1 protein-coding gene and 1 pseudogene are annotated in these 514 nt (G+C 58.8%); both read right to left on the bottom strand.

Annotation, left to right across the window (positions count from 1 at the left end):
* Positions 1-217: pseudogene (locus HMPREF1546_RS12655) on the bottom strand (relaxase); the annotation flags it as partial.
* On the bottom strand, positions 204-514 hold a 311-nt coding region (gene mobC / locus HMPREF1546_RS12660), incomplete at its 5' end, for a plasmid mobilization relaxosome protein MobC (RefSeq protein WP_021749205.1). The pseudogene HMPREF1546_RS12655 and the gene mobC, both read right to left, overlap by 14 nt.

The following is a 514-nucleotide window of genomic DNA, read 5'->3' on the forward strand; positions in this document are numbered from 1 at the left end:
GGACGTACTGATAGAAGAAAGTGTCGTGCGCTTTGCCGTACAGATTCTTGGTGGCCATGAAACTCTGGTAGGCGAGATCCGCCATACAGTTAACGCCTGTGAGGTAGCGGGTTCCATCCTCATCCAAGGTCTTTTGTTCCTGTGCCACATACCGCATGACGCCATGCATCGCGCCCGCCGTCTGTTTGGATTCCTTGATGAAGCTACACGTTGCCATAGGAGATCACCTGACCCTTCTCCGTGAGCAGGGCGTTTACCGCATCGTAGGTCCTGCCCAGTGCCTCCACCGTTTCCCGCAGATGCACCGTCTGGATATGCCCCTCATGGGCCAGCACGGTCAGTTGGTTCAGATTTCTGCCGCAGGCCCGCAGCTCCGACAGGACGGGCTTCAGTTCCTCTACCACATGGATGGTCTGCCCCAGGGCGGCGCGGAGCAGGTACTCCTGCTGGGACTGGCCGGACTGTCTGATCTTGGCGTTGATCTGCCGCCTCTCCGCCTCCGTTACCCGAAAGG

Origin of the sequence: Oscillibacter sp. KLE 1745, from assembly GCF_000469445.2 — a bacterium.
GTDB lineage: Bacteria > Bacillota > Clostridia > Oscillospirales > Oscillospiraceae > Oscillibacter > Oscillibacter welbionis.